Here is a 19,337-nt window from a genome sequence, read left to right as displayed (position 1 = left end):
TGAGTTATTGAATACTATCTATTATGATGTAGAAAGAGGAATATTCTGTGTGCAAATATTCTTTTTGGTGCTTTCAAACCAGTCTGTTTGAGTGAGATTTAACGTATAGTATGCTGCAATCCAAATTAATTATCATTCGTATAGTACTTGCCATTGGCGAGATAGTGATTTTATATTACGGAATCACGAAGAAATAGAGAAAGCAGGGACTCATCCTGCTTTCCCTATTTCTTCTATTGCATACTGCACATGGCTTTTTTTCTGCTGATAAGACGCTCCCTATTTTCACGCTATTTCCTCCTCAGCGCCAACAGGCTTTCCGTCTTGGACTTATATTCAATAAGACAATTCACCTCCATCCCATTTAATGCGGGTGACCTTACCCTGATTTGTATCTTTGTTTCCCTGTATGTGGGCAGCGGAACCTTCCTTGCAAGAGAATAAAAAAAGCACCCAATCCGGGTGCTTCATACATTAAAATCCTCGTCCTTCCTTCTTTCATCACACCATACTGAGCTGCGGTTCGAATAATTCATAGTGAATCGATTCCGGCGGTGCATTGAATTCGGAAATCAGCTTTTTCATTGCCTTAATGAATGATGGTGATCCGCATAGATAAAAATCAGCATCTTTTTCTGTCATCACTTCTTCTAACAGCTGTTTGTCAATCCGGCCTTCCCGAAAATGAATGTTTTCTGAGCGGTCTTGTTCGGACGGGTCGCTGTAAATAAAGACGGTGGCAACGGATGAGTGTTCAGCGGCTTCTTCAGCTTCATGCCGCAGCGCATGATACTCGCCGCTCCTTGCCGCATGGATAAAGAGAACATTTCGCTGCGGCTGGGTTTTGGCAACCGTCTTTAACATGCTGATCATCGGGGTAATTCCGACACCGGCACTGATGAGAACCAGATTCTTTTTGGAATCAGGGTCTAATACGAAGTCTCCGGCCGGAGCGCTGATCTCAATTGAATCCTTTTCGTGTAATTGGTCATGCAGATATGAGGAAACAACCCCTTCTTTTTTAACGGAAATCCGGTAATAATCCTTACCGGACACATCGGACAAGCTGTACTGGCGGATATGTGTATAACCCGTATCCGGAATGTATACTTTTACACTGATATATTGTCCCGCTTTGAATTCGGGGAGAACTTGTCCGTCTTCCGGTTTTAAATAAAAAGACATGATCTCTTTGCTTTCTTTTACTTTTTTATCAATTTTAAACGCCTTATAGTCTTTCCAGCCGCCTTTTTGTGTTTCCGCTTGTTCATACATTTCCTTCTCAATACCGATAAATGCGTCTGCAATGACGCCGTATGCTTTTTCCCATGCCTGAATGACCTCAGGGGAAGCCCCGTCTTTTAACACATCCTTTATCGCGATTAACAAGTACTTGCCAACGATTGGATAATGCTCGGGCTTAACTCCGATACTCCGGTGTTTTTGACTGATTTGTTTAACGACGGGAACGATGTTTTCCAAGCGGTCAATATTGGCGGCGGCCGCGATCACAGCATTCGACAAAGCTGTACGCTGGGTTTTTTTCTTTTGATTCGTCTGATTAAAGACATTCAGCAGCTCAGGGTGATGCTGAAACAGCAGGTCATAAAATCGTCCTGTGATTTCTTCACCGTGCTCTTCCAAGACCGGCACTGTGCTTTTAACGATTTCAATTGTTTTTTCATCGAGCATTCAGAAATCCCTCCAAAGATGTCAGCATCTCGTTGAACTGAGAAAAGAATTATGTTGAATTCTTTTTTATAAATTTCCCTGATTAAAAAGCATTAACCATCCCAATTTAAAGCGAATTCAGGAAAAACCATACAGATACTATCCGCTCCTTATTGCAAACTGCAAAAATGTGGACTTGCCGTGGTGTACTTGTCCGATGCAAAATCCCCCTTGTCAGCATTTAATAAAGTACGGGAGGTGAGATGAATGGGTAAAAAATCGAAAGTATATTACTGTGACCCTAAGTATATTGTGACTGACACGTATACTGACAAAGAAGTGGTTTACGTCCATCCCATCAAACACATTAAAAGAGAGCATATCCGTTATGTTCCCCGCCACGTATATCAAGAAGAAACAATTCATGAGGTTATTGATCCGGGCGATCCCGGGAAATGCGGATGTAAAAAGCATAAAAAAAGACACAAAAAGTAATCGGTTCGATTTCTTGCCTTATCTCAGGTTAAACACGCAAGTTTCAGCAGGCCTCCGTACCTTTTGGCTCCTCTTTTTCAGAGGGGTCTTTTTTATGCTTTATCTCCAAGCAAATACGTTGAGAGAGAGCGATCTGCCTGATATCCTTGTCATATACAAACTACACAGGAGGCATGACATATGAGCAAAAAAATCGCAGTTCTGATAACAGACCAATTCGAGGATATTGAATATACAAGCCCGGCAGAAGCATTTAAAGAAGCAGGCCACAGCGTGGTGACAATAGATTTGGAAGCAGGGAAAGAAGTGACGGGCAAGCACGGTGAGAAAGTTAAGATCGATCAAGCGATTTCAGACGCAGACGCCAAGGAATTCGATGCGTTATTAATCCCTGGAGGCTTTTCACCGGATCTGCTTCGCGGAGATGATCGCCCGGGTGAATTTACTAAAGCATTCGTGGAAAATCAGAAACCCGTTTTTGCGATCTGCCACGGCCCGCAGCTGCTGATTGATACCGACCTTCTGAAAGGGAAAGATATCACGGGATACCGCAGCATCCGCAAAGACTTAATCAATGCCGGCGCCAATTATAAAGATGAAGAAGTCGTTGTCAGCCATAACATCGTAACAAGCAGAACACCTGACGATTTGGAAGCCTTTAATCGCGAATCATTGAATCTGCTGAAATAAGCAAATAAAAATGCACAGACCAGTTCAGTCTGTGCATTTTTTTATGGGTTTATAAAGAAACACCAATAGTTAGACCTATTCTCTTCCTCATCCATAATAAGTAAAATAAAGAGTGGGTTTTTCAACACTCGACGGGAGGTTCGCTTATGTGGATAATCATTTTTCTGCTTATCATTTTAATCGGTTTTACCGGAAATATCGTCTCGCTTTTAAGAGCGCAACGGCGTGCATCTCAAAGAATGATTGAGCTTTTAGAAGAGAAAAGCCGAAAATAACCTTTCAGTGCTGTTTCATCCGTAATAATAATAAAAATTTCGGCAGATTTCCTGAAAGATAATTTGATGCCCTGTCTCGTTCGGATGAAGGCCTTCTGACATGCACATTTTACGGAAAGCGGGATTATACGGGTCGATGAGATCTGTATCAAATAGGTCGGCATACGGTACAGAAAGCAGGGTGCAGGCTTCTTTCTGGGCTTTTACATAGTCAGCCAGCTTCAAACCCAGTTTATTTTTATCAGTATCACGGCGGACGATTTTTCCGTTTGACATTTTCGCTTGTTTCGTCGGGGTCACTGCAATGATGCTCGCGCCTTTATTTCTGCTGCGGAGCTGCTGAATGACTTGGCAGAAACCTCCGTAAAATGAAGTGATATCTTTTTCATCTGTGCCGATGGGGATGTGGCCGCACCAATCATCATCTGTTCCCTGCACAATAATGACATCTTGTCCCGACGTTTTAAGTGATTGCTGATAAATGTTATCGTTTCCGTTGTTGCTCATATTGACGCCGCTGACAGACAGATTGGTGATTTCGGCGTTTGTCCGGTCTTTCAGAATGTCACCAAAGCTGTATTTCGCACGCAGCCCCCGGGCGACGCTGTCACCTAAGATCGCGATTTTCGAAGCCTTCCGCAGCCTGCTTATGCTGATGAAGTCAACGCTGATATGCCCGCTGTCCGTGATATGCAAAAGCTTGCTGCTGATATCCTGCGAATAGATTGTTTTTCCTTCAGAGTCTTGATACATTTCCTCATTCAGCTTCATTCGGCGTCATCCCTTCCTGTTTTATCCTTCGGCATGTTGTTCAAAAATCAAAAACGGACACGAACAAACAGCGTCATGTTGTCAGTTCAGTGTCCGCAGGTAATACTGGAGTTTTTATCCAGTCCCTTTATTGCCATTATAGCAGATCATCTATCATCGTTTCTACAGTCAGCATTTAAAACAGCGTTTGCGGGAAGAGCGGCGTTTCTTTTGGGACCGTCTTGTGCGATGTGTCCGTTTTTTGCTGCGTGAGCGGTGTGTCCGGTGTGTCCGTTTTTTGCTGCGTGAGCGGTGTGTCCGGTGCGTCCGTTTTTGGCTGCGCGAACGGTGTGTCCGGTGCGTCCGTTTTTTACTGCGTGAACGGTGTGTCCGGTGCGTCCGTTTTTGGCTGCGTGAACGGTGTGTCCGGTGCGTCCGTTTTTGGCTGCGTGAACGATGTGTCCGGCGTGTCCGTTTTTTGCTGCGTGAACGGCGCTTGCTTTTTCCAGAAACCGGTTCTTGGTGCAAATACTCCCCTAAACCTTCTCTATGAGCAACGGCGACTCCATGTTCAATTTCTTTAACAGAAATAGCGTTCAATCGTATTCACCTCCCTCTTTCTTTACACCATAACGTATGAAATGAACGCCTCTCTTGTATAAGCTTCTCTCTCAATCCGTGATAGAAATAGTCATTTACATAACAAAAAGACCCGTATAAACGGGCCTTTCTGGTTAAAACGCAAAATACAAGAACTGATTTATTTCTTCCTTTCACTCTCCGGCTCGGCATGAATCATCACCTGTGCTTGTTTAAATTCATCCGTAATATCCCTTTCAATGCGGTCACACAAGTCATGCACATCTTTAATCGTCACGTGAGACGCCACGACCATGTGAAAATCAATATACTCCTGCGGGCCGGACCGCCTTGTGCGAAAATCGTGAATTTCAATAAATTCGTGATGGAATGTTTCGATAATCTTTAAAATTGTTTTTTCTTCCTCTGCTGACAAACGGGTGTCAATCAGCGGCGGAAATGCTTCTTTCATTAACTTAAACGCTTCATATATGATATACACCGCCAGCACCATACCTATGATCGGATCAAGTATGTACCACTTCGTTAATGTAACGACCAAAAGGCTTGCCGCTACGCCTAATGAGGTGTACACGTCAGTCAGTAAGTGCAGGGCATTTGATTTCATTGCCACGGAATTAACCTTTACAGCTTCTCTTTTTACTAATTTCGAGACGATCAAATTAATGAGAGCTCCCGCAAGCATCACAACGATTCCCAATACCGGCAGATGAACAGGCTCCGGGTTTACCAGTTTTTGAACGCATTCATATATCATCCAAATCCCCGCCGCAAAAATCAGCATTGTTTCGATCGTTCCGGACAGATTCTCGACCTTTCCATGGCCGTACGGATGCCCTGTATCAGCCGGCTTTTTTGAAATCCTGACGGAAATAAAAGCGATGAAGGCGGCGATCAGATCTAAAAAAGAATGAATGGCTTCGGAAAGTATTGCGACAGACCCGGTTACCATGCCTACCGCTATTTTGAGCATGACGACCAGAGAATTGCTTATCACTGATAAAAAAGCGATTTTAGAGGTGTTTTCCACCATGATCCTCCTCATTTTGACTTCTTGAATTTATCGTACCAAACGGCATCCGTGTGGGTCTACGGCAACGTTTTTCACAAGAGCCATACAAGTAACTCGCCCTAAAATAAGTTGGAAAGCGGAAACACAAGCGAATCGTTCTTTCAGCACTCAAGTCCCATTGACAACATACAACCGCTTACATTATAGTAGTTTCATGAATAACCACTATGGAGGATGTTTATGGAGGACGTTCTGAAAGAACTGCAGAAATTCGGATTTTCTCAATACGAATGCAAAGCATATATCGGCTTGTTGAAACACTCGCCTGTTACCGGATATGAAATCAGTAAAAGGTCAGGCGTCCCCCGCTCAATGATCTATGAAGTATTGGGTAAATTAGTTGATAAAGGCGCTGTCCATATTGTGCCGTCTGATCCGGTTACATATGCCCCGCTGGCCGGAAAGGAATTAATCGACCGGCTGCGGCATGACTTCGAGAGCTCCTTCGGCTATCTTGAAGAGAAATTATTGGCGCTTGAAAGCGAGCAGGAGATGAATGTCATCCGCCGCATCAGCACAAATGATCATGTCATCAATGAATTGAAGGATATGATTGAAAAAGCCGAGGAAGAATTGTGGCTGTCTGTCTGGGAACAGCAGATTCCCTTTATTCAAGAGGCCGTTAACAAACGCGCCGCCGAAAAATTGCCCGTCTTTTCGATTGTGTTCGGCCCTCCGGAAGTGAAGCTCGGAAATACGACACATCATAATATGTCTCCTGAAGTGGCGGAAAAACGCATGGGCGGAAGATTAACGATAGCAGCACGGGATAATAAAGAAGTCTTAATCGCCAATTTTTCCCCGCAGACGAATGCCTGGGCCATTAAAACAGAAGATCCCGCTCTCGTTCTCGTGGCCATGGAATATATGAGGCATGACCTGATGTTTGCGGAGCTTGTGAAAGAAGTCGGAGCTGAAAAAGTTGAAGGTCTGATGAAACAAAACCATTCTTTATTTCATGTCGTCACCGGAAATCGGTTCATTTAAATGTGAACCGTATTTTCTTTGATTTTTTCATTAGTCGTTATCATTATAATCTCTAAGGAAGGAGTATAAAAATGATTCAGACAGAAGTGCAAAAAACAGCCGTTTCCCGGGAAATGAACGATACGTTTTTACAGGGGGTGCGGGATTGTGTGCCTACACTGCTGGGCTATATGAGTGTCGGTTTTGCTTTTGGCATTGTTGGCGTTGCCTCACACCTCAGTATTCTTGAAATTTGTTTGTTATCCTTGCTGGTCTATGCCGGCGCCGCCCAATTTATTATTTGCTCACTCCTTGTTTCCGGGAGTCCGACTTCCGCCATTATTTTAACGACGTTCATCGTCAATCTGCGGCACCTGCTCCTGAGTCTGACCATCGCGCCTTATTTCACAAAATACTCTTTGGTGAAGAATATCGGCTTCGGTGCTTTGCTTACTGATGAATCTTTCGGGGTAGCGGTGAACAAGGCGGTTCAGAACGGCAAGCTGTACGATAAGTGGATGAACGGCCTCAATATAACCGCCTATGCGTGCTGGATTATTTCTTGTGTGATGGGCGGGCTTCTCGGACAATGGATATCTGATCCTTACGCCCTCGGTCTGGACTTTGCTTTGCCCGCTATGTTTGCGGCGCTTTTGGTGCTGCAATTGCAGTCGTCCGCGTCGGAAAAGCTGAAACACAGCCTCTCCCTTATTCTCTATATGATCATTTTTATGATCTTGTTATCGTATTTCGTCCCGTCACACATCGCGGTCATCGTCTCAACCGTAATTGTGGCAACAATCGGGGTGGTGACGGACAAATGAGCATCAGCACGCAAATGATCTGGATTATACTCGGCTGCATGATTGTTACGCTTGTGCCGCGCATTGTTCCGTTTATATTTGTCCGGAACATTCAGATGCCGGAATTGGCTTTAAAGTGGCTCTCCTTTATTCCGCTTTGCATTTTGACCGCCTTGGTAACGGAAAGCATGATCGTAAAAACAAACAGCACTTTGACCTTTGATTGGAAAGCAATGATCGTCCTCATCCCGACATTGCTTTGCGCGATGCGGACGAAAAGCTTATCCATCACGGTCATTACAGGCGTCGTGCTGATGGCCGCCGTCAGACTGATATGGTGACAAACAAAAGCCTCCATCCCTTGGGAATGGAGGCTTTTGTTTTATGAGGTCGGATTTTCTTCTTCCGCCTCAGTTTCTTCGGCTTTGACTTCGGCGTTCATGCTTTGCTGCTGTTCCCAATGATCCCGCTGCAATCTTTCTTTCGCAATGGTAAACATGAAATTCACGGCGCAGCGCCCCTTCCCTGTTTTGCTTATACTATGTACTGTACTCATTTCCCGGTGCAGTATTCGCAAAACATAAAAAAAGCAGCCTGCCGCATTGAGCGGCCGGACTGCTCTTTATTTTCAGTATGTGATCAAGAAGTATTTTTTCTTTCCGCGGCGCAGTACGGTAAATTGATCTTCGATGCGGTCTTCCGCCGTCAGCAGATGACCGATATCCGTCTGGCGCTCTCCGTTAATGTAAACAGCCCCGTTTTGAATGTCTTCGCGGGCCTGCCGTTTTGAAGGCGACAACTTAGATTCCACAAGCACGTCTACTAAAGACAGTTCTTCAGAGCGGTCTTTTTCAAGTGAAGGCACGTCTTTAAAACCTACCTTGACGTCTTGAGCGGAAAGCTCTTTAATATTGCCGCTGAACAGCGCCTGAGAAATATGAACGGCCTGCTCAAACGCTTCACGGCCGTGTACAAGTACAGTCACTTCTTCAGCAAGGCGTTTCTGCGCTTCCCTTTTCTCTGGAGCCGTCTCGGCTTTTTCAGCATAAGCTTCAATTTCCTCTTTTGATAAGAAAGTAAAGTATTTTAAATATTTGACGACATCACGGTCATCTGTATTGATCCAGAATTGGTAGAATTCATACGGCGATGTCTTTTCTTTATCAAGCCAAATCGCGCCGCCTTCTGTTTTGCCGAATTTCGTGCCGTCAGCTTTTGTGACGAGCGGAATGGTAAGGCCGAACGCTTTCGCCCCTTCTTCTTCCGATTTTCTGATCAGTTCAAGACCTGCCGTGATGTTGCCCCACTGGTCACTGCCTCCGATTTGGAGTTTGCAGTTCTTTTCTCTGTACAGATTCAGAAAATCGTAGGATTGCAGGATCATGTAGCTGAATTCCGTGTAAGAAATTCCGGTTTCAATTCTCGAGCTTACAGTATCTTTCGCAAGCATGTAGTTGATTCCGAAGTTCTTTCCGACGTCGCGGAGAAAATCAATGATGCTCATTTTTCCGATCCAGTCAAAGTTGTTCGCTATGACGGCTGGGTTTTCTCCTGCATCGAAATCTAAAAATCGGGAAAGCTGATTTTTAATTTTTTGCGACCATTCGACAACGATATCCTGAGTATTTAACGTACGCTCCGCTTTTTTACCGCTCGGATCGCCGATCAGCCCCGTCGCTCCGCCTACAAGCGCAATCGGATGGTGGCCTGCAAGCTGGAAACGGCGCAGTGTCAATATCGGCAGAAGGTGACCGATGTGCAGGCTGTCCGCCGTCGGGTCGAACCCTGAGTATAAACGGATTTTTTCTTCGTTCAGCTGTTTATTCAGTCCTTCTTCATCCGTCATTTGCTGGATTAAGCCGCGGAATGATAAATCTTCTAATAAGTTAGTCATTTTGTCTGCTCCTTTGTTTATAGAAATAAAAAACGCCCCTTCGTTTAAAACGAAGGGACGATATAATCGCGGTACCACCCTACTAATAAAAGCATAAAAAAGCTTTTATCACTCTTTTTGATAACGGACCGTGTCCGTTCTTCCACTACTGAAAGCCTTGGAAGGGCTTTGTTCGCAAAAGCGGTTCATGAGTGTATTCGGCATATCTTATGTGCTGATTTTCACCGGCCATCAGCTCTCTGGAACAATCAGATATCCTACTTGTCTCAATCAAAACCTTTTCGTATGAAGCTTACTCATTTTTAACATAAATAAGATGTCATGTCAACGCCGTCTCTTTAATCTTCCATTGTGGACAGGTCGCCTGCCGGCAGGTTGAGCTCCCACGCCTTCAGCACACGTCTCATGATTTTTCCGCTCCGTGTTTTTGGAAGTTTATCTTTGAATTCAATTTCCCGCGGTGCGGCATGGGCGGCCAGCCCTTGTTTTACAAAAAGGCGAATGTCCTCCTTCAGCTGATCGGATGGCTCATGCCCTTCTCTAAGCGCGATAAATGCTTTAATAATTTCTCCCCGGACAGGGTCCGGCTTTCCGATAACACCGGCTTCGGCAATCGCCGGATGTTCCACAAGTTTGCTTTCGACTTCAAACGGGCCGACGCGCTCGCCGGATGTCATGATGACATCATCGACTCTGCCTTGGAACCAAAAATAACCGTCTTCATCCATATAAGCTGAATCTCCGGAAACATACCAGCCGCCCGGCATGAAATAAGATTCATATTTTTCTTTGTTATTCCAAATGGAATCCATCATGGACGGCCAGCCCTTTTTAATGGCGAGGTTCCCCATTCGGTACGGCGGAAGCTCATTCCCTTGGTTGTCAACGATCGCCGCTTCCACTCCCGGAATCGGTTTCCCCATTGAACCCGGCTTGATCTCCATGCACGGATAATTGCAGATAAGCTGCCCGCCTGTTTCCGTCATCCACCACGTATCGTGAATGCGCTTGCCGAATACTTTATGTCCCCACTTAATGACCTCCGGGTTTAAAGGTTCTCCGACACTCAGGACGTGACGAAGTGAAGTAAGATCAAATTTGGACGCCATTTCATCTCCGGCGCCCATAAGCATTCTGAAAGCCGTCGGAGCGCTGTACCAGACGCTGACACCAAGCTTTTCAATCGTGCCGTACCAGTTTTCCGGACTGAATCTGCCGCCGACGATCACATTCGCCGCTCCGTTCAGCCACGGCGCAAAAATCCCGTACACCGTCCCGGTCACCCAGCCCGGGTCCGCCGTGCACCAATATATATCGTCCTCTTTAAGATCAAGCACCCACTTGCCGGTCTGGTATTGCTGAATCATGGCTTCATGAACATGAAGCACGCCTTTAGGCGTTCCTGTTGATCCTGATGTATAGTGAAGCAGGTAGCCGTCTCTTCTGTCCATCCATTCAATATCAAGTCTCGTGCTTTCTCCCTCAGCCGCTTTATCATAATGAATGATTTTATCTCCGGCTTCTTTGCTGCCGCCGACAATGAAGATATGCTCCAGGTCGGGCAGGCTGTCCGCCGGAATCCGTTCAGCCAGTTCAGGTGTTGTTACGACAACCTTGGCCTGGCTGTTCAACAGGCGGTCTTTGACGGCGCCTTCCATAAACGCTTCAAATAAAGGGCCGGCAATCGCACCGATTTTAATTGCGCCGAGCATGATAAAATAAAGCTCCGGCGAACGCGGCATGAAAATGAAAACGCGGTCCCCTTTTTCTACGTTTCCATACCGTCTCAGCACATTTCCCGCCCGGTTCGATTCCTCCATCATTTCTTTAAACGTGTATTTTTCTTCCCGGTTTGCGTCCTTGTAATACAACGCTACTTTGTTTTTGCGAAATGATTCGGCATGACGGTCAATCGCTTCGTACGCGGCATTCAGCTTTCCGGTCTGATGCCAGGAAAACTCCGTCTCGACTTCTTTCCAATCGAAGCTGCGGTATGTTTCCTCATAATTTTGCAGATGATAATTCCCCTTTTCCGCTGGCAACGTTTTCAAATTCATGCAACATCCCCCTTTGCTTATCTATAGACTAATTATAGTAGATGTTCACAGTTTTCTCAATTTTTAAAATATAAATTGCCGTACTATTGAAAACGCTTTATATTTTGTTATGCTTAAAGGAGATGTGTTTTTATTAAGAACCGACAGGCGGTGAATCAGTGAAACATCATAAAACGTACCATTCTTCATCTATTCAGACAGCAGCCGGCCCTCTTTTGATAGAAGGGCCTGTTCCTCCAGAGGACTTAGCACAGTATGAGTTTCATGAAGGCCTGACAGCCTTTCGCCTTCCTCATGAACAGCACAAAGCGTTAGTCGAAATAGCCGGGCTTCCCGAAGGGCGGATCATCATCGCCAGGGACGGAGAGACGATTATCGGCTATGTGACGTATTTATATCCTGATCCGCTTGAACGGTGGTCTGACGGAAATATGGAAGATCTCCTTGAACTCGGGGCGATCGAAGTCGCTCCCGGCTACAGAGGCTGTTCTGTCGGAAAAACTTTGCTGACTGTCAGCATGATGGATGAACAGATGGAACGGTACATCATCATGACGACAGAATATTACTGGCATTGGGATTTAAAAGGGATGAAAAAAGACGTGTGGGAGTACAGAAAGATCATGGAAAAGATGATGAATGCCGGAGGTCTTGTCTGGTTTGCAACGGATGAATCGGAAATCAGCTCTCATCCGGCCAATTGTCTGATGGCCCGCATCGGCAGGCACGTCAGTCAGGCGTCAATTGAACAGTTCGACAGACTTCGTTTTTATCAGCGATTTATGTATTGACTGACATACAAAGGGGATAAAAAGATGATTGCAGAACAAATCATGAAACGGGACGTCATCACCGTCACAAAAAACGACTCCATAGAAACAGCCGTACATAAAATGAAGGCATATCATATCCGCCATCTCCCTGTCATCGACGAAGAACTGCACGTTGCCGGCATCGTCACAGACAGAGACATTAAACAGGCGGGCCCGGGCAGCTTTGAACAAGAAGACCGCGTCGCGTTTCTGACAAACAAAGTGGAAACCATTATGAAACGGAATGTCATCTGCGCCCATCCGCTTGATTTCGTAGAGGAAATATCGGCTTCTTTCTATGAGCATGGCATCGGATGTCTGCCGATTACGGTAAATCATAAGCTGACGGGCATTTTAACCAAAACCGATGTACTCCGGACCTTTGTCAGCCTGACAGGCGCAGCCCAGCCGGGATCACAGGTGGAAATTCTGGTGACGGATATGACTAAAAGCCTTGCTGATCTCAGCTGCATGTGCCGCGATCTTCAGCTGCAAATCTTGAGCGTGCTCGTCTATCCCCATGATTCCGCCGGGGCAAATATACTCGTCTTCCGGGTGAAGACGATGAATCCGCTCCCTTTTATCCGCAGCGTTCATGAAGCCGGGTACAATGTCTTGTGGCCGAAACAATTGAGGGATCAGTCATGAGAGACAGCGTTTTTGTTTACTCGCCTTCTTATCAGACGTATCAATTTCACCAGGATCACCCGTTTAATCAGCAGCGCGTGCTTTTGACATACGAGCTGCTTCAGGCGGCGGACGCGTTTGAAGAGGGAGATATCGCCGCTCCGCGCATGGCTTCTAAAGAAGAGCTGGCACTCGTTCATACAGAGGATTACATACAGGCGGTTGAACTAGCGGGGGCGGGCCGGCTTCCTGCCGCAGAAGGAGAAAGCTACGGGCTAGGAACGGAAGACACCCCAGTTTTTGCCGGCATGCATGAAGCCGCGTCGCTTCTGGTGGGCGGCACTTTAACAGCGGCAGATTATGTCATGACGGGACAGGCGAGGCATGCCTGCAATTTAGGCGGGGGCCTTCACCACGGCTTCCGCGGCAGGGCATCGGGCTTTTGTATTTATAATGACAGCGCCGTGGCCATCCAATACATTCAGAAAAACTACGGGGCAAAGGTGTTATACATTGATACCGACGCTCATCACGGCGACGGCGTTCAATTTACGTTTTACGACAGGTCAGATGTCTGCACAGTTTCATTTCACGAAACCGGGCGTTATTTATTTCCCGGGACGGGACAGGTACTGGAAAAAGGAAGCGGGCAAGGCTACGGCTATTCTTTTAACATTCCGCTGGACGCTTTCACAGAGGACGATTCCTTTCTTCACGCTTACAAAACGGCCGCTTCAGAAATCGCGGCTTTTTTTAAGCCGGATGTAATCCTGACACAGAACGGAGCGGACGCCCATTATTACGACCCATTGACACACCTGTCCACTACCATCTCCATCTATCAGGAGATCCCCCGGCTCGCTCACTTATTAGCGCATCAACATTGCAGCGGCAGATGGATCGCGGTCGGCGGAGGCGGATACGATATTTGGCGAGTCGTCCCGAGAGCATGGAGCCGCATATGGCTTGAGATGAAAGGGATTGATCCCGGGGAGCACATACCGCAGGAGTGGATTCATAAATGGCAGAAACACTCGCCCTATACCCTGCCCGCGTTTTGGAGTGACCCTGAACAATTATATCCTCCGATTCCCCGAAAAGAAGAAATATCAGAAAAAAACGCCCAAACCGTGGAAAAAGCGCTTTTTGCCATCCGGTCTGAACAGAGGTATAAAACAAAATAAAAAAACGACCCTTACGAGGAGGTCGTTTTTTTTATGACAATTTCCACACGGCGGTTCTCATTCATATGACCGGGGCTTTTGTTGTCCTTCACAGGTTTCGTATCCGCGTATCCGACTGAAATAAACCGTTTTGTGGAAAAGTCTTCTTTCGCGGTAAAATACCGGATCACACTCGCCGCTCTTGCAGACGACAGCTCCCAGTTCGACGGGAATTGATAGGTGGAAATCCGGCGGCTGTCCGTATGGCCTTCCACTTGAATGTCATTCGGAATTGTTTTCAAAAGCACTGCGATCTGATGCAGGACTGGCTCGGCGTTTTTCAGCACATCCGCTTTTCCTGTCTGAAACAGAACGGCCTCCTGCAGCACAAGAACCACTCCGCGCTCATCGCGCTTCGCCGTTAATTTGGAACTCAAATGGTGCGATTTTATGTATGTTTTCACGTTCTGCAGCAGCAAATCCTGTTCTTTATTTTCGTTTGCTTTGTCTGATGACGCCGGTTCACCTCCGCTGCCGTTTGTATGAATCGATGAAACGGCTGATTGAAATTTTTCCGCGTCTATTTGCGACATGGAAAAAAGCAATATAAAGAACACAAGAATGAGCGTGATCAAGTCAGCGAACGTCACCATCCATCTTGGTGAACCGCCGGAATGTTCCGGTTTGTTTCTTCTTTCAAAACGCTCTCTTCTAAGCTTCATGGACAGCGCCCTTTTTCTTGTTCGCAGGCTGCTCTTTACGCCAGTCTTCTCTTGAGCTGAAAACGACGAGCTGACTTTCGAGGTTGCGGGGATTTTTTCCCGATTGGATGCCGACAACCCCTTCGATCATAACCTGTTTGATGAAAATTTCACTTTCCGTTTTTTCTTCAAGCTTTGCCGCGATAGGGATAAACACGAGATTGGCAAGCAGCGCGCCGTACAGCGTCGTCAATAGCGCAACAGCCATGTTCGGCCCGAGGGTATGCGGGTCATTTAAATTTTTAAGCATGAGCACGAGTCCGACAAGCGTCCCGATCATTCCCCAGGCGGGCGCGAAATCACCAGCTTTTTCAAAAACGCGTCTTCCTTTTCTGTGTCGTTCTTCCATCGCGGCGATCTCAGAATCCATCACCAGCCGGATCGTTTCTTCGTCCCAGCCGTCAATCGCAAGCAAAAGCCCTTTTTTCAAAAACGGATCCTTAATCTCGCGCGCCCGGTCCTCCAGAGACAGCAGCCCCTGTCTTCGCGCCTGCTCCGCAAGGCTGACGAATACTCTGACAAGGTCCTTCACATTGTCATCCTGACGGGAAAATACCTGTTTTAAAACAGAAGGGGTTTTCTTTAAATCCCGAGGCGGAAAGCTGATAAAGACCGCCGCGGCAAGGCCGCCTGTGACGATTAAAAAAGAAGTCAGATCTAAAAATGAACTGATTCCCGCAAGTCCCGTTCCTGAGAGAATTCCGATTGCGACAATAATACATCCTAACATAAATCCAACGGGTGTCAGATAATCAAAACGTTTCATATCTTCTCCTTACTCAAGTAAAAAAGCAAGATTCCACTCCTCAGAGTGAAGCTTGCTTTTCCGTTTTTTTATGACTTTGTTGATTGTCTTAATTCGATGCGGTGAGGCAGCTCAACGATATGCTCTTCAACCGGCTCTTTGTTCATCAGTTTTGTCAAAAGCCTCATCGCCACGGCTCCGATATCGTAAGTAGGCTGCACGACTGTGGAAAGCTGAGGGCGGACCATCAGGCTCAATCTCGTATTGTCAAAACCGATAATATCAAGATCGTCAGGAATCGACAGACCTTGATCCTGAGCCGCATGAATAATGCCGAGCGCCATTTCATCCGTTGCAGAAAGGATTGCCGTCGGCTTCCGCTCAAGGCCCATTAAGCTTTGAAGCGCCTCCATTCCGGAATCATAGGTGTAATCGCCTTCCGCTACGAACTGCTCATTAAACGGGATGCCCGCTTCTTCAAGCGCCCGTCTGTACCCTTGCAGTTTTTTCGAGCGGTTGATCGGCTCTGCCATCGGCCCGGAGACAAATGCGATGTCGCGATGCCCTTTCTCAATGAAAAGCTTAACGGCATCATAAATCGCCTGTTCATAATCAATGGCGACAGAAGGCGTCTCACCCTGTTCTTCCACTGATGCCGCCAATACGATCGGCACAGGAGAGCGCTTAAATTCTTCGACATGCTCGTCCGTAATGTTTCCGCCCATAAATACGATACCGTCCACTTGTTTGCCGAGCATCGTGTTTAACAGGTGCAGTTCCTTCTCGAGGTTTTGGTCCGAGTTGCTTAAAATAATATTATATTTGTACATCGTCGCGATATCTTCAATTCCCCGGGCAAGTTCCGAGTAGAAAATGCTTGAGATATCAGGGATGATGACGCCGACCGTTGTCGTTTTTTTGCTTGCCAGTCCTCTTGCCACCGCGTTCGGGCGGTAGCCGAGCCGGTCAATGGCTTCCAATACTTTTTTTCTGGTCGTCGGTTTTACATTCGGATTGCCGTTTACGACGCGGGAAACAGTCGCCATGCTGACATTTGCTTCTCTGGCCACGTCGTATATCGTAATGTTGCTCACTGAAACCACTCCTTTTACTGGATACACTTATCCTTATCTATAGCATAAACACTTTATGTAAAGAAATGTCGTGCGTTTTCGCATTCTGTCGTTTATGGTTGTAAGCGTAAGTCAGTAGTGTACATTATTTTTCATTATTCATCAAATTTAAATACTTCTCATGAAATTATACACGTTTTTCCCAGTGATGAAAACGTTCACTTCCATTTTATAATTAAATAAAATGAAGAAGCGAAAAAGGGCCGCACAGGCGGCCCTTAAAGAACGGAACACTTTATTATGCTTTTACTTTCACCATCGGCTTTAATTCGTTCAGCCATTTCTCGAATTCAGGTATATCCATCTGCTGCGCAGAGTCTGAAAGGGCAACGGAAGGATCAGGGTGAACTTCGGCCATCACGCCGTCAGCGCCGATCGCAAGCGCTGCTTTTGCTGTCGGAAGCAGGAGATCGCGGCGGCCTGTTGAATGTGTGACGTCAACAAACACCGGCAAGTGAGTTTCCTGTTTCAAAATCGGCACGGCAGAAATGTCAAGCGTGTTTCTCGTTGCTGTTTCGTACGTTCTGATTCCGCGCTCACAAAGAATGATTTGGTCGTTTCCTTGTGACATGATGTATTCAGCTGCATTGATGAACTCTGAAATCGTTGCGGCAAGACCGCGTTTTAGCAATACCGGCTTTTTAACCGAACCGGCGGCTTTCAGTAATTCAAAGTTTTGCATGTTACGTGCGCCGATCTGAATGACGTCAATGTAATCAATCGCTTGCTCAATGTGGGCAGGCGTAACGATTTCACTGATCACCGCGAGGTCATATTCATCAGCGACGCGTTTGAGGATTTGCAGGCCTTCTACGCCGAGACCTTGGAAATCATACGGGCTTGTGCGGGGTTTGAACGCACCTCCGCGCAGGATTTTAATGCCTTGTTTTTTCGCAGCGGCCGCTACTTCCGCAACCTGCTCATAGCTTTCTACGGCACAAGGACCGACGATGAATCTCTGATCGCCGTCACCGACTTTTTCGCCTTTAATGTCAACGATCGTATCTTCTGCTTTTTTCTTCCGGGAGACGAGCAACGCTTTGCTGTGATCCTCTTCTTGAAGCTCAAGGCCGGCTTTGAAAATTTCTTTGAAAATATGCTGGATTGTTGAGTTTTCAAACGGGCCGTCATTGCTTTCAATAATGCGGTTAAGCATTGTACGCTCTCTGACGGGGTCAAATCGGTTGACACCCTGTGCTTCTTTGGCTTTACCGATTTCTTTTACAACGGCTCCGCGTTCATTGATTAATTTAAGGATTTGTAAGTTTAGTGCGTCTGCCTGCTGTCTTAGGCTCTCTAATTCCTTGTTGCTCATCTTTTTCATCCCTTCTATGCTATGTTTTATTTTAATGGTTAACATGCATCTTACTACAGTTATGCGAAAATAGGAATATGAAACAATAAATTTCTTCACATTTTACTTTATCACCAAAACGCTTTTAAGCTTTTATGCGTTGAAGTAGTGTATATTGATATCCTACATGATATGGCTGAAATGATCAATAGTTTTTTTCAAAAAAAAACCGCCGGTATCATCCGGCGGTCAGTAAATTATGAAAGGTGCTGCTCTATTGCGTTTTTTGTGATTTGAGAATGAGACGCGTGCCATTTGACTTCTCCGTTTGTAATGACGAATACTTGCGGGCTTTCATGTTTCACACCGTAGGTCTCGGCGATATAGTTTGAAAGCGGCCGGCTGTCCTGCACCTGCAGATAATAAGAAGGCACTTCTGAATGCTCTGATGCAAACGCGTCAAACTCCTGAAACGCCGCTTGGCTAATCGGGCAGGTTGTGCTGTGTTTCAAAAACACGAACGTGCTTTCTTTCTCAGCGGCATTTTTGAACTCTTCTTCTGACGATATCAGCTGCTTTGTCATGTCTGTTATCTCTCCTTATTGAAGATCAGCGATTTGCCTGACCGGCTTTTTCCCCTGCATCTTCCGCTTCGGCTTTGATGCTTTGGGCCGTGTCCTGCATTTCGCTTCTCGTCTCTTCGGCTTTCTCGGTTAGTGTGCTCTTAGAACGGTCTTTTAAATCCTTCACTTTATTCATAATCTGGCCTGACTGATCAGCTACCAGCTGGGTGATGTTAGATGTTTTGTCCTTGGCGATGCTGACATATTGAGAGCCTTTTTCTTTCGCGTCGGCCGTCATTCTGTCCGTCTTATCCTTCAATGCGGAAGCCTGGCTGCCGAGATCGTCGCGCAGCTCCTTGCCTGATTTAGGCGCCAGAAACAAAGCCGTTGTCGCGCCGATAATTCCCCCGATCAGCGTTCCGATTAAAAAATCCTTACTATTGATTCCATCTTTGCTCATTATGATTCCTCCTTAGTGGATTTTTCTTATGATTAAAGCGATGTTTTTTTCTTTTGCTTCCACTTGTCCCATATTTCCATAGCGGCCTGGCTCCAGGTGACAACCTGACTGATCTTATCCTGGTTCTCTCTGACAGAGGCCGAAACGGAACCGGCTGCCTGCTTTATGGATGTATTAAACTGCTGGACGGAAGTTCCCACTTCCTGCACAGCATGGACAACCGTATTTAATTTCTGTGATTTTTCCTGAATGTCTTCCGCGAGACGGTTTGTCTTATGTAACAGCTCGGTTGTCTCTGCGGTAATGCCCTTCATCTGCCCTTCAAGGCCGTCTAAAGTCGACGCTACGTTTGTTAAGGTCATCTGCACAGACTTTAATGTTTTGGACAGATAAATGACGAGGATGAGAAATGCTACGGCAATGAGTGCGACGCTTAAGTAAAGAATGATAATCATCTAATACCTCCTTATTGCAGGATATAATGGTATATACCCAATTATTAAAAT

The 19,337-nt window shown here is 46.1% G+C and carries 23 protein-coding genes and 1 other annotated feature; of the genes, 9 read left to right on the top strand and 14 right to left on the bottom strand.

Annotation, left to right across the window (positions count from 1 at the left end; genetic code table 11):
- Positions 1–501: 501 nt before the first annotated feature.
- The gene (gene hmpA, locus ACXN9U_RS01110; RefSeq protein ID WP_060964545.1) at positions 502–1,692 is read right to left on the bottom strand and encodes an NO-inducible flavohemoprotein; all 1,191 of its coding nucleotides are present in this window, start codon (positions 1,690–1,692) and stop codon (positions 502–504) included.
- Between the two features lie 246 nt (positions 1,693–1,938).
- On the opposite strand from hmpA, the gene ACXN9U_RS01105 reads away from it, so the two are divergent.
- The 3 genes from ACXN9U_RS01105 (at position 1,939) to ACXN9U_RS01095 (ending at position 3,131) form a co-directional block, all read left to right on the top strand.
- On the top strand, positions 1,939–2,166 hold the full coding sequence (locus ACXN9U_RS01105; protein ID WP_060964544.1) for a hypothetical protein: 228 nt from the start codon (positions 1,939–1,941) through the stop codon (positions 2,164–2,166).
- A 180-nt stretch (positions 2,167–2,346) separates the two neighbouring features.
- Entirely contained in the window at positions 2,347–2,856 is a 510-nt protein-coding gene (gene yraA / locus ACXN9U_RS01100) for a cysteine protease YraA (RefSeq protein ID WP_060964543.1), read from the top strand.
- 146 nt (positions 2,857–3,002) lie between these two features.
- Complete coding sequence (locus ACXN9U_RS01095; RefSeq protein WP_256076118.1) at positions 3,003–3,131, top strand: hypothetical protein; 129 nt, start codon at positions 3,003–3,005, stop codon at positions 3,129–3,131.
- Positions 3,132–3,146: 15 nt separating this feature from the next.
- Here the strand turns inward: ACXN9U_RS01095 and ACXN9U_RS01090 are convergent, their stop codons facing one another.
- The 3 genes from ACXN9U_RS01090 to ACXN9U_RS01080 form a co-directional block, all read right to left on the bottom strand.
- Positions 3,147–3,902, bottom strand: coding sequence for an SGNH/GDSL hydrolase family protein (locus ACXN9U_RS01090; RefSeq protein WP_269774643.1), 756 nt, complete (start codon positions 3,900–3,902; stop codon positions 3,147–3,149).
- Positions 3,903–4,070: 168 nt separating this feature from the next.
- Complete coding sequence (locus ACXN9U_RS01085; RefSeq protein ID WP_489202092.1) at positions 4,071–4,481, bottom strand: CotG/ExsB N-terminal domain-containing protein; 411 nt, start codon at positions 4,479–4,481, stop codon at positions 4,071–4,073.
- 160 nt (positions 4,482–4,641) lie between these two features.
- Positions 4,642–5,514 (bottom strand): cation diffusion facilitator family transporter, encoded by an 873-nt coding sequence (locus tag ACXN9U_RS01080; RefSeq protein ID WP_060964540.1) that lies wholly within the window; start codon positions 5,512–5,514, stop codon positions 4,642–4,644.
- Between the two features lie 219 nt (positions 5,515–5,733).
- Between ACXN9U_RS01080 and ACXN9U_RS01075 the strand changes: the two genes are divergently transcribed.
- From ACXN9U_RS01075 to ACXN9U_RS01065, 3 genes are all read left to right on the top strand, one after another.
- Positions 5,734–6,540, top strand: coding sequence for a TrmB family transcriptional regulator (locus ACXN9U_RS01075; protein ID WP_016938558.1), 807 nt, complete (start codon positions 5,734–5,736; stop codon positions 6,538–6,540).
- 71 nt (positions 6,541–6,611) lie between these two features.
- A complete protein-coding gene (locus ACXN9U_RS01070; protein WP_060964539.1) occupies positions 6,612–7,343 on the top strand; it encodes an AzlC family ABC transporter permease in 732 nt (243 codons plus the stop codon).
- Entirely contained in the window at positions 7,340–7,663 is a 324-nt protein-coding gene (locus ACXN9U_RS01065; protein WP_016938556.1) for an AzlD domain-containing protein, read from the top strand. The genes ACXN9U_RS01070 and ACXN9U_RS01065 overlap by 4 nt, the downstream gene beginning before the upstream one ends.
- Positions 7,664–7,704: 41 nt before the next feature.
- On the opposite strand, the gene sr7p is transcribed toward ACXN9U_RS01065, so the two are convergent.
- The 3 genes from sr7p to acsA form a co-directional block, all read right to left on the bottom strand.
- Complete coding sequence (gene sr7p, locus ACXN9U_RS01060; RefSeq protein ID WP_016938555.1) at positions 7,705–7,830, bottom strand: small protein SR7P; 126 nt, start codon at positions 7,828–7,830, stop codon at positions 7,705–7,707.
- Positions 7,831–7,950: 120 nt separating this feature from the next.
- Positions 7,951–9,216, bottom strand: coding sequence for a tyrosine--tRNA ligase (gene tyrS, locus ACXN9U_RS01055; RefSeq protein WP_016938554.1), 1,266 nt, complete (start codon positions 9,214–9,216; stop codon positions 7,951–7,953).
- 50 nt (positions 9,217–9,266) lie between these two features.
- Positions 9,267–9,499 (bottom strand) — a binding site (T-box leader).
- Positions 9,500–9,554: 55 nt separating this feature from the next.
- A complete protein-coding gene (gene acsA, locus ACXN9U_RS01050) occupies positions 9,555–11,273 on the bottom strand; it encodes an acetate--CoA ligase (RefSeq protein WP_016938553.1) in 1,719 nt (572 codons plus the stop codon).
- Positions 11,274–11,431: 158 nt separating this feature from the next.
- On the opposite strand from acsA, the gene ACXN9U_RS01045 reads away from it, so the two are divergent.
- The 3 genes from ACXN9U_RS01045 to ACXN9U_RS01035 are packed head-to-tail and all read left to right on the top strand — an operon-like array spanning position 11,432 to position 13,896.
- Positions 11,432–12,064 carry a GNAT family N-acetyltransferase gene (locus ACXN9U_RS01045; RefSeq protein ID WP_489202091.1) on the top strand — a complete coding sequence of 211 codons (633 nt, stop codon included), beginning with the start codon at positions 11,432–11,434 and terminating at the stop codon, positions 12,062–12,064.
- 24 nt (positions 12,065–12,088) lie between these two features.
- Complete coding sequence (locus tag ACXN9U_RS01040) at positions 12,089–12,733, top strand: acetoin utilization AcuB family protein (protein ID WP_489202090.1); 645 nt, start codon at positions 12,089–12,091, stop codon at positions 12,731–12,733.
- Positions 12,730–13,896: an acetoin utilization protein AcuC gene (locus tag ACXN9U_RS01035; protein ID WP_489202089.1), complete on the top strand. Its 1,167-nt coding sequence runs from the start codon at positions 12,730–12,732 to the stop codon at positions 13,894–13,896. The genes ACXN9U_RS01040 and ACXN9U_RS01035 overlap by 4 nt, the downstream gene beginning before the upstream one ends.
- Before the next feature lie 11 nt (positions 13,897–13,907).
- On the opposite strand, the gene motS is transcribed toward ACXN9U_RS01035, so the two are convergent.
- From motS to ACXN9U_RS01000, 7 genes are all read right to left on the bottom strand, one after another.
- On the bottom strand, positions 13,908–14,597 hold the full coding sequence (gene motS / locus ACXN9U_RS01030) for a flagellar motor protein MotS (RefSeq protein ID WP_060964535.1): 690 nt from the start codon (positions 14,595–14,597) through the stop codon (positions 13,908–13,910).
- The gene (motP, locus tag ACXN9U_RS01025) at positions 14,587–15,402 is read right to left on the bottom strand and encodes a flagellar motor protein MotP (RefSeq protein WP_016938548.1); all 816 of its coding nucleotides are present in this window, start codon (positions 15,400–15,402) and stop codon (positions 14,587–14,589) included. The genes motS and motP overlap by 11 nt, the downstream gene beginning before the upstream one ends.
- Before the next feature lie 68 nt (positions 15,403–15,470).
- On the bottom strand, positions 15,471–16,475 hold the full coding sequence (ccpA, locus tag ACXN9U_RS01020; RefSeq protein WP_489202088.1) for a catabolite control protein A: 1,005 nt from the start codon (positions 16,473–16,475) through the stop codon (positions 15,471–15,473).
- 277 nt (positions 16,476–16,752) lie between these two features.
- Positions 16,753–17,829, bottom strand: a complete 1,077-nt coding sequence (locus tag ACXN9U_RS01015; protein ID WP_016938546.1) for a bifunctional 3-deoxy-7-phosphoheptulonate synthase/chorismate mutase — start codon at positions 17,827–17,829, stop codon at positions 16,753–16,755.
- Positions 17,830–18,065: 236 nt separating this feature from the next.
- Positions 18,066–18,392, bottom strand: coding sequence for a bacillithiol system redox-active protein YtxJ (gene ytxJ / locus ACXN9U_RS01010; protein WP_045926809.1), 327 nt, complete (start codon positions 18,390–18,392; stop codon positions 18,066–18,068).
- Positions 18,393–18,417: 25 nt separating this feature from the next.
- Positions 18,418–18,831, bottom strand: coding sequence for a YtxH domain-containing protein (locus ACXN9U_RS01005; RefSeq protein WP_003152380.1), 414 nt, complete (start codon positions 18,829–18,831; stop codon positions 18,418–18,420).
- A gap of 32 nt (positions 18,832–18,863) precedes the next feature.
- Positions 18,864–19,286, bottom strand: coding sequence for a DUF948 domain-containing protein (locus tag ACXN9U_RS01000; protein WP_060964533.1), 423 nt, complete (start codon positions 19,284–19,286; stop codon positions 18,864–18,866).
- Between the last annotated feature and the right edge of the window lie 51 nt (positions 19,287–19,337).

This window comes from Bacillus sp. BACIII, assembly GCF_057836745.1.
This window is presented reverse-complemented; position numbering and strand designations above follow the sequence as displayed.

Bases quoted from the DNA above. Each gene is read 5' to 3' on its own strand.
- ACXN9U_RS01005 (WP_003152380.1), bottom strand. From the start codon at position 18,831: ATGAGCAAAGATGGAATCAATAGTAAGGATTTTTTAATCGGAACGCTG.
- motP (WP_016938548.1), bottom strand. From the start codon at position 15,402: ATGAAACGTTTTGATTATCTGACACCCGTTGGATTTATGTTAGGATGT.
- ACXN9U_RS01070 (WP_060964539.1), top strand. From the start codon at position 6,612: ATGATTCAGACAGAAGTGCAAAAAACAGCCGTTTCCCGGGAAATGAAC.
- yraA (WP_060964543.1), top strand. From the start codon at position 2,347: ATGAGCAAAAAAATCGCAGTTCTGATAACAGACCAATTCGAGGATATT.
- ACXN9U_RS01090 (WP_269774643.1), bottom strand. From the start codon at position 3,902: ATGAAGCTGAATGAGGAAATGTATCAAGACTCTGAAGGAAAAACAATC.
- ACXN9U_RS01075 (WP_016938558.1), top strand. From the start codon at position 5,734: ATGGAGGACGTTCTGAAAGAACTGCAGAAATTCGGATTTTCTCAATAC.
- acsA (WP_016938553.1), bottom strand. From the start codon at position 11,273: ATGAATTTGAAAACGTTGCCAGCGGAAAAGGGGAATTATCATCTGCAA.
- ACXN9U_RS01000 (WP_060964533.1), bottom strand. From the start codon at position 19,286: ATGATTATCATTCTTTACTTAAGCGTCGCACTCATTGCCGTAGCATTT.
- ACXN9U_RS01035 (WP_489202089.1), top strand. From the start codon at position 12,730: ATGAGAGACAGCGTTTTTGTTTACTCGCCTTCTTATCAGACGTATCAA.
- ACXN9U_RS01105 (WP_060964544.1), top strand. From the start codon at position 1,939: ATGGGTAAAAAATCGAAAGTATATTACTGTGACCCTAAGTATATTGTG.
- ACXN9U_RS01080 (WP_060964540.1), bottom strand. From the start codon at position 5,514: ATGGTGGAAAACACCTCTAAAATCGCTTTTTTATCAGTGATAAGCAAT.
- ytxJ (WP_045926809.1), bottom strand. From the start codon at position 18,392: ATGACAAAGCAGCTGATATCGTCAGAAGAAGAGTTCAAAAATGCCGCT.
- motS (WP_060964535.1), bottom strand. From the start codon at position 14,597: ATGAAGCTTAGAAGAGAGCGTTTTGAAAGAAGAAACAAACCGGAACAT.
- hmpA (WP_060964545.1), bottom strand. From the start codon at position 1,692: ATGCTCGATGAAAAAACAATTGAAATCGTTAAAAGCACAGTGCCGGTC.
- ACXN9U_RS01015 (WP_016938546.1), bottom strand. From the start codon at position 17,829: ATGAGCAACAAGGAATTAGAGAGCCTAAGACAGCAGGCAGACGCACTA.
- tyrS (WP_016938554.1), bottom strand. From the start codon at position 9,216: ATGACTAACTTATTAGAAGATTTATCATTCCGCGGCTTAATCCAGCAA.
- ACXN9U_RS01040 (WP_489202090.1), top strand. From the start codon at position 12,089: ATGATTGCAGAACAAATCATGAAACGGGACGTCATCACCGTCACAAAA.
- ACXN9U_RS01065 (WP_016938556.1), top strand. From the start codon at position 7,340: ATGAGCATCAGCACGCAAATGATCTGGATTATACTCGGCTGCATGATT.
- ACXN9U_RS01095 (WP_256076118.1), top strand. From the start codon at position 3,003: ATGTGGATAATCATTTTTCTGCTTATCATTTTAATCGGTTTTACCGGA.